Below are 6,670 nucleotides of genomic sequence, written 5' to 3' on the forward strand. Positions count from 1 at the left end.
TATATCTCAAAAAAGGGGCTTCTATCAGCCCCTATCTATTCTTCGAATCGGTTATTGATAACGATAGCGTGCCGAGCGTGCATGGGCATCAAGATTTTCTTCAACTGCCAACACATCTGCTGTTTTAGCCAAAGTTTTAACGCCCTCTTGCGAGCACATAATTAAACTTGAACGCTTTTGGAAATCATAGACGCCGAGCGGTGAAGAAAAACGCGCTGTACCCGAAGTCGGTAAAACATGATTTGGACCTGCACAATAATCACCGATCGCTTCAGGCGTATAACGCCCCATAAAGATCGCACCTGCATGACGAATCTCTTGGCTCATTAATTCAGCATCATCAAGACATAATTCTAAATGCTCTGGAGCAACCTGATTAATCAGTTTAATCGCTTCCGCACGATCCTTTACCAGTACCAACGCACCACGATTTTGAATCGAAGTTCGAGCAATTTCTGCTTTTGGCAATTCACTTAAATGCTTTTCAATGGCTGTTTCGACAGCATTTAAAAGTGCTTCATCTGGCGTAATAAAAATGGCTTGTGCAACCGTATCATGCTCAGCTTGAGACAATACATCCATAGCCAACCATTCAGCATTATTTTCCCCTTCGGCATACACCAAAATTTCCGAAGGCCCCGCGATCATATCAATACCCACCTGACCAAAGACTGCACGTTTGGCTGCTGCTACAAAACGGTTCCCCGGTCCTGTAATTTTATCGACAGCTGGAATGGTTTGCGTTCCATAAGCTAACGCTGCAACGGCTTGAGCACCGCCAATAGTAAATACACGGCTTACCCCTGCTAAATATGCAGCTGCTAAAACCAATGGATTCAATTCACCATTCGGCGCTGGAACCACCATGATAATTTCAGGAACCCCTGCTACATGTGCTGGTAAAGCATTCATAAGTACAGATGATGGATAAGATGCTAATCCACCAGGAACATAAATCCCGACGCGATCAAGTGGCGTGACTTTCTGACCTAAGGTATTACCCAGATCATCAACATAAGTCCAACCTTCCTGCTTTTGTGCCTGATGGAAAGAACGAATACGTTTTGCAGCCAATTCCAAGGCTTCACGAATTTCTGTGCTTAAGCCTTCAAATGCAGTTTTAAGTTGAGCTTGGGTCAGTTCCAAATCCGAGAATTGATGCGCTGGATGTCGATCGAACTGTTGTGTTAATTTAAGTACATGATCATCGCCATACTGACGAACATCAGCAATGATTTGGTCTACAGTTTGTACTAATTGAGGATCATTCACAGTTTCAAATGCTAAAAGTTCAGCAAATGCCTGTTTAAAATTTTGATCCTGAGTCGATAAACGTCGCATCAATTTACCCACAAGGCGAATAAGAGAAGGCTAAGTTTACTCTTTTTCAACACGCTTGTGGGCAAGATAACATCAGCATTTCCATCTGCTTTAATAGAAAAAATCATTTTTAGGTTTAAATATTTTAAATTTTATGTATTTAAGTCTGGATTATCCTAATCTCCATCATGCTGAATTAGCCAATTCAAAGCACCATGACGTTCCACAACAACTGAAGCATTTAAATTTTCAGGTGCATCTTGTTGTTTTAAACGAGCATCATTTGAAAGTAAGACATTCTTTCCCTTAATTAGAAAATTAAGCGATAAAAAAACCGTTCAAAAGAACGGTTTTTTTGAATCATCATACAAAATCATACTGAACGTAATTTCACAGCTTCTTCAAGTTGCGTCAAAATTGGATTTAACACGGCTTGTTTACGTTTAAAGCTCGCTTTATTGACAATTAAACGAGAAGAAACTTTGCAAATTTCTTCTAATGGCTCTAAACCATTGGCACGTAAAGTATTACCTGTATCGACCACATCGACGATGTAATCACCCAACCCAACCAAAGGTGCAAGCTCCATCGATCCATAAAGTTTGATCACATCAACTTGTTCACCTAAACTTGCATAGTATTGACGAGTAAGATTCACGTATTTAGTTGCAATTTTTAAACGGCCTTTCGGACGTTCCATGCCAACTTTACCAGCAGTCATCAATTTACAATTTGCAATTTTTAGATCAAGTAACTCATAAACATGTTGGGCGCCATGTTCCATCAGCACATCTTTACCCGCTACACCAAAATCTGCTGCACCGTTCTCAACATACGTCGGTACATCAGAAGCACGAAGAATCAAAATACGTACTTTTTTATGTGTGGTTGGGAAAATTAATTTACGTGATTTATCAGGATCTTCTAATAAATTAATACCCGCATTCTCAAGTAAAGGTAATGTCTCTTTTAGGATACGTCCTTTACTGAGCGCTAAGGTTAAACCATGATCAAAATTACCCATTACATCAAAATTTGGATCATCGTTTCTTAAGTCATTCATCCTTTTACTCGCTTAATCTGAGCACCTAAACTTTGTAACTTTTCTTCAACTTGTTCATAGCCACGATCGATATGATAGATACGATCAACTAAAGTCTCACCTTCTGCGACTAATGCAGCGAGAACAAGAGAAAATGATGCACGTAAATCAGTCGCCATTACAGGAGCAGCTTGCAATTTATCTACGCCAGTTACGACTGCATCATGCCCTTCCACTTGAATATTTGCGCCCATACGTGACAATTCAGGAACATGCATAAAACGATTTTCAAAAATTGTTTCTGAAATCGTTGCAAAACCATGACCAATCACATTGACCGCCATAAGCTGTGCTTGCATATCAGTTGGAAATTCGGGATGAGGTAAAGTTCTAAAGCTCACAGCTTTAGGACGTTTACCTTGCATATCTAGTTCAATCCAATTATCACCACGGGTCACTTCTGCACCCATTTCTTCAAACTTATCCAATACTGCTTCTAACAATGCTGGGTCCGTATGCGTGGTTTTAACTCGACCACCTGTAATTGCAGCAGCAGCTAAATATGAACCAGTTTCAATTCGATCAGCAACAACCGCATATTCACAGCCATGTAAACTTTCAACGCCAGTTACAACTAATGTATCTGTGTCGAGACCTTCAATCTTGGCACCCATTTTAATGAGCATTTGTGCAAGGTCAGTAATTTCAGGTTCACGAGCAGCATTACGAATTGTCGTCACACCATCAGCCAATACAGCAGCCATCAAGATATTTTCAGTGCCACCAACAGTGACCATATCAAAAATAACTTCGCCACCTTTTAAGCGACCATCAACAGAAGCATGAACATAACCATTTTCAACTTCAATCTGCGCACCTAAAGCTTCCAATGCTTTTAAATGCTGATCAACAGGACGTGAACCAATCGCACAACCACCAGGTAATGAAACTTTAGCATTTCCATAGCGAGCCAATAGTGGACCGAGTACCAAAATTGATGCACGCATAGTTTTCACAAGTTCATAAGGTGCAAACTGATTATCTAATGTTGACGCATCCGCACGAACCGTATCCCCTTCATAACTCATTGTAACGCCTAAGCCAGCAATCAGCTTCACTAAGGTGTTCACATCTTTTAAATGAGGTACATTCGTTAAAGTAATCGGAGAATCTGCGAGAATCATTGCAGCAAGTAAAGGCAGAGCCGCATTTTTAGCACCAGAAATACGTACTTCGCCCTCGAGCTTAACACCGCCCGTAATTAAAAATTTATCCATTAATATTTAAGCTCCGAAAAGGCTTGCTTTGCGCCATTCGTCTTTTGTCATTGCACGAATCGTAACTGCGTGCACTTCACCACTTGCGATATAAGAGTTTAATGGTGCATATACGGCTTGTTGACGAGTAATCGTACGTTTGCCATCAAACTGATCATCAACAATTCGAAGGTCGAATTTCCCAGCTTGGCCACTCACTGCTACGTCTGCTTCAGGGAAAGCTTCTTTTAAAATTTGCGTGAGCTGCTCACTATTCATTACTAGACCTCTTATACAACCATGGCGTCAAACCATACATTTTACTATAACTTTTTCAGATAATTCAGTAAGCCTTTTCTTTTTTATCGATAAAAAAAAAGAGGCTAGTTACAATAGCCTCTTTTGATAAAAAACTTAAGTTAAAATTGCCAGCTCATGTTGATAAGAACACTGTATTTTTCTATGTTTTGCAAGCTGTCTTTTTAGTTTTTCTGTTAATTTATTAATCGAAGTATACATATCATCTGCTGTCGCCTGCGCAAAAAGTTCAATCCCCGGTAAGCGAATAATCGCCTCAGCAATATGATTTGAGCTCCCTTTATGAGAACGTCTATCAATTTGATGATCTTTAGCCAATTTGATTTGCATACTATTCACTTGATCTAGATGCTTAGTCATTTGACTAAATTTCATTTTTATATTTTCTTCAATAGCAGGCGTAATAGTTAAATGGTGTCCACGAATCGTTATTTGCATAATTCTATCCCTCACCTTTTCTAAGGATACAAAGAATCACCTAAGCAAATTTAATGCATATTAAGATTCAACATTCATTAAATCATTTTAGCGATTCCTTTAGTGATTATTAAAAAGATTCATTATTCCGTAATAATGAATCCCTAGAATAGTCACACCTTGAAATTTAGATCAAGACTTTTCTTTCTGAAGATGATGGAATATGTAACGATTCACGATATTTTGCGACTGTACGTCGAGCTACTTCAATCCCCTCATCTTTCAACATTTCCGCAATTGCATTATCAGACAAAGGCTTACGCGGATTTTCATTCGAAACTAATTTTTTAATCATTGCCCGAATCGCAGTTGAAGATGCTTCACCACCTGTCGTTGTTCCAACATGGCTTGAAAAAAAGTATTTCAATTCAAATAAACCACGTGGTGTAAGCATATATTTATTGGTTGTTACACGTGAGACAGTAGACTCATGCAATTCAACTTCCTCTGCAACATCACGGAGAACTAAAGGCTTCATCGCCTCAGGTCCTTGTTCAAGAAAAGCTCGCTGATGTTCCACAATACAAGTTGAAACTTTGAGTAATGTTTTATGCCGTTCATCTATACTTTTAATAAAATTTTTCGCCTCAAGCATTTGATTACGTAAATAAACATTATCATCACTCTGATCAGCACGACGAATCATATTTGAATAAAAAGAATTAATCCTTAATTTAGGCATAACATCTGGATTAAGCTGCACTTGCCAATGCTGATCTTTCTTGGAAACCACAACATCAGGAACTTGATATTCAGATTCTTGTTGGTTAAATTCTAAACCTGGATACGGTTTTAATGTTTTTAATAAATCAACAGCACCTTTCAACTGCTCTTTAGACAAACCTGTTTGTTTTAATAGTTTATTTAAATCATTTGCTATTAATAATTCATAATACTTCAGTAAACACTTTGCTTCAGCTAAGTATGATTTTTTTTGATCTATGCCTTCTAATTGGATCTTTAAACATTCTGCTAAATTTCGAGAACCCACTCCAATTGGATCTAGACGTTGAATATGTTTTAAAACAACAATAATTTCATCTTCTTCAACCTCATCAGCACTCTCCATTTCCTGTAATAAACGAGTAACTGCAAGCAAAATATCATCTAATTCAGCATCTAAAAACCCTTTATCATCTAAAGAATCAACGATGCAATAGGCAATTAATTTATCTACTGTAGAAAAATGCAATAAATTCACTTGCTCTAAGATATGTTCTTTTAGACTCAATTGAACTTGACGATTATCCTCTCGTTCCTCATATTCTGGCGATGCCAATGCAGTTGATTGATGTGTATAAATATCATCCCATTCGGTATCAACAGGCAAGTCATTTGGTAAATGATCTGCATTAAGTTCAGTTGTTAAATCTCCTGACTCACTGATCTCTGAAGTAGATAAACTTTCTGTTGTATTATTTTCTTCAATTTTTTCCAGTAACGGATTACTATCTAATTGAATTTGTATTTCTTGCTCCAACTCCAAACTAGAAAGTTGTAGTAAGCGAATTGCCTGCTGTAATTGAGGGGTTAACGATAAACTATTCGCAACTTTCAACCCTACAGATAATTTCATACTAAGACTTCCCTTTTTTAATAAGCAAAAAACATGCCCATAAAAATATTTATAACATAAAGCAATGTTTACGCCTATAAGCAAAGCTCTTTTCTACTGATTAATCTGCTCAAAAATAACAAAAGTGCAAATATTTATTGTAAATGGGGATTGTATCCCTCTCATTTAACAAACATGCAAATAGCGTAGTATTATTTTATGTTTTGCTGCTTAAGACACTCAAGCATTTCTTCAAGCACGTTCTGTCCCATCGTTCTTCGCACAAGCTTAATTAAATCCTCTGCTAGAAAACTAGACCAAGTCGTACTCCTTGAAGCAGATGAATGCGCATAACGACCAGAAGTAGTCCAGACCTTTTTATCTGATGCAATAAAAGCTACATATAGCCCACCGTCAGGATCATCCAATATCCATTCACGAACAAAACTGGGTTCTTGATTTTGTTTCCCTGTATTTTTTTTAATGCTATTCAATATTAAGAAACACAAATATATAGAAGCAATAGCATAAAAAACACCCCCACTCTTTCGAGTGGGGGTGTTCGTATTTAAAAGCTGGCGATGACTTACTCTCACATGGCAAACGCCACACTACCATCAGCGCGAAGAGGTTTCACTTCTGAGTTCGGGAAGGGATCAGGTGGTTCACTCTTGCTATTGTCGCCAGCAAACTGTTGTGGTG

7 protein-coding genes, 1 rRNA gene and 1 pseudogene are annotated in these 6,670 nt (G+C 38.0%); all 9 read right to left on the reverse strand.

Annotated elements, in window-relative coordinates; all coding sequences use genetic code 11:
- Positions 1-51: 51 nt before the first annotated feature.
- A complete protein-coding gene (gene hisD / locus CDG59_RS13615; protein ID WP_005158794.1) occupies positions 52-1,341 on the reverse strand; it encodes a histidinol dehydrogenase in 1,290 nt (429 codons plus the stop codon).
- A 155-nt stretch (positions 1,342-1,496) separates the two neighbouring features.
- Positions 1,497-1,601, reverse strand: a pseudogene (locus CDG59_RS13620) (DUF4272 domain-containing protein); the annotation flags it as partial.
- Positions 1,602-1,693: 92 nt separating this feature from the next.
- Positions 1,694-2,383: an ATP phosphoribosyltransferase gene (gene hisG / locus CDG59_RS13625; protein ID WP_087536792.1), complete on the reverse strand. Its 690-nt coding sequence runs from the start codon at positions 2,381-2,383 to the stop codon at positions 1,694-1,696.
- Complete coding sequence (gene murA / locus CDG59_RS13630) at positions 2,380-3,639, reverse strand: UDP-N-acetylglucosamine 1-carboxyvinyltransferase (protein WP_087545789.1); 1,260 nt, start codon at positions 3,637-3,639, stop codon at positions 2,380-2,382. Before murA ends, hisG begins: the two co-directional genes overlap by 4 nt.
- A 6-nt stretch (positions 3,640-3,645) precedes the next feature.
- On the reverse strand, positions 3,646-3,897 hold the full coding sequence (ibaG, locus tag CDG59_RS13635; protein ID WP_087545791.1) for a BolA family iron metabolism protein IbaG: 252 nt from the start codon (positions 3,895-3,897) through the stop codon (positions 3,646-3,648).
- Positions 3,898-4,032: 135 nt separating this feature from the next.
- Entirely contained in the window at positions 4,033-4,374 is a 342-nt protein-coding gene (hpf, locus tag CDG59_RS13640; protein ID WP_005158799.1) for a ribosome hibernation-promoting factor, HPF/YfiA family, read from the reverse strand.
- Positions 4,375-4,540: 166 nt separating this feature from the next.
- A complete protein-coding gene (locus CDG59_RS13645) occupies positions 4,541-5,989 on the reverse strand; it encodes an RNA polymerase factor sigma-54 (RefSeq protein WP_005158801.1) in 1,449 nt (482 codons plus the stop codon).
- A gap of 191 nt (positions 5,990-6,180) precedes the next feature.
- Positions 6,181-6,462 carry a hypothetical protein gene (locus CDG59_RS13650; protein WP_227519131.1) on the reverse strand — a complete coding sequence of 94 codons (282 nt, stop codon included), beginning with the start codon at positions 6,460-6,462 and terminating at the stop codon, positions 6,181-6,183.
- 79 nt (positions 6,463-6,541) lie between these two features.
- Positions 6,542-6,656: ribosomal RNA gene (gene rrf / locus CDG59_RS13655) — 5S ribosomal RNA — on the reverse strand.
- Positions 6,657-6,670: the final 14 nt, after the last annotated feature.

Origin of the sequence: Acinetobacter sp. WCHA29, from assembly GCF_002165335.1 — a bacterium.
Classification (GTDB): domain Bacteria; phylum Pseudomonadota; class Gammaproteobacteria; order Pseudomonadales; family Moraxellaceae; genus Acinetobacter.